This is a genomic window from Vibrio sp. 1978, assembly GCF_033344345.1.
Window position 1 is genome coordinate 1 of sequence record NZ_JAWPOP010000773.1, and the last position, 582, is coordinate 582.

Below are 582 nucleotides of genomic sequence, written 5' to 3' on the forward strand. Positions count from 1 at the left end.
GCTCATTCAGGCGAACTTCGCTGATATCGGCATCAAGCTGACTCTGCTCACCGACGACCGTTTCGAGCGAGTGGATCTTGAAAACATCAACGATATCGACTTGCTCCTTACTGGCTGGATTGGCGATACTGGCGATCCGGATAACTTCTTCCGTCCTTTACTATCGTGCGAATCAGACCGAGTGGGCCTTAACGTTTCGATGTGGTGTAACGATGATTTCGACTTTTTGCTGGATCTCGCGCTAGAGACGCAAGAGCAACGTTACCGCCTAAACCTGTATCGTCAGGCGCAAAATATTTTGAATGAAGAGTTTCCAGTTATTCCGTTGGCACATGGGGTTCAATTCCGTGTGCACGACAAGTCATTAACTGGCTTCAAATCGAGCCCTTTCAATGCCCAACCGTTTGATAGAGTTGAGAGAATCCACTGATGTTTTGGTACACCGTTCGACGATTTAACCTCTTTTTCATCACTTTGATGATTCTCACTTTGGTGGGCTTTTCTCTGCTGCGCCTTGACCCGCTTTCACATTGGGCGAATGTGGAGTTCTGGTCTGGCTGGCAAAGCTACTTAATTAACCTA

General features: G+C 47.4%; 2 pseudogenes. Both read left to right on the forward strand.

The annotated features are described in order from the left end of the window. Positions 1–430 (forward strand): annotated as a pseudogene (locus tag R8N49_RS29025) (ABC transporter substrate-binding protein); the annotation flags it as partial. Beyond that, positions 430–582, forward strand: a pseudogene (locus R8N49_RS29030) (peptide ABC transporter permease); the annotation flags it as partial. The pseudogenes R8N49_RS29025 and R8N49_RS29030, both read left to right, overlap by 1 nt.